The organism is Vibrio sp. 704 (genome assembly GCF_033339295.1).
This window is the reverse complement of record NZ_JAWOUH010000923.1, coordinates 1-539: the sequence shown is the minus strand read 5'-3', so window position 1 is coordinate 539 and position 539 is coordinate 1. Positions and strand designations below refer to the sequence as shown.

Here is a 539-nt window from a genome sequence, read left to right as displayed (position 1 = left end):
ACGCTGAGATGAACCACGCTCGCCCAAGCTTAGAAGATGTTTTTGTCAGCGTGACAGGGAAAGGCCGCCAATGATGAAACCTATCGCTCGCATGAAAGCCGTCATGATCAAAGAGATTCGCCAACTTTCCCGTGACCGAATCACGTTTGGCATGGTGGTGATGATCCCGCTTATCCAGCTTTTGCTGTTCGGCTTCGCAATCAATACGGACATTCGCAACATTCCGATAGGTGTTGTCGACCAAAGTAGCAGTACCGCCGGGCGGATCATTACCCAGTCCGTCAAAGTCACTCAAGTGGTGGATATCAAAGAAACCTATGCCACCGCGCAAGAGGCTGGACAAGCGATTCAAGATGGTATTGTGCGCGCCGTGCTGATTTTGCCAAGCGATCTCACACAACGCATGATGCAAGGTCGAGAGCTTGGGCAATGGATTGTGGATGGGTCAGATACCATGATCAGCTCGGCAATATTGTCATTGCAAACCATGCCATTGACCGATTTTGATTTCGAGATTCGCCCAGCACCAAGCAAAACAT

1 protein-coding gene is annotated in these 539 nt (G+C 50.1%); it reads left to right on the top strand.

Annotated features, from left to right (window positions below; translation table 11 throughout):
- Positions 1-73: 73 nt before the first annotated feature.
- The coding region (locus R7R24_RS29895) for an ABC transporter permease (RefSeq protein ID WP_318120613.1) at positions 74-539 on the top strand (466 nt) is incomplete at its 3' end.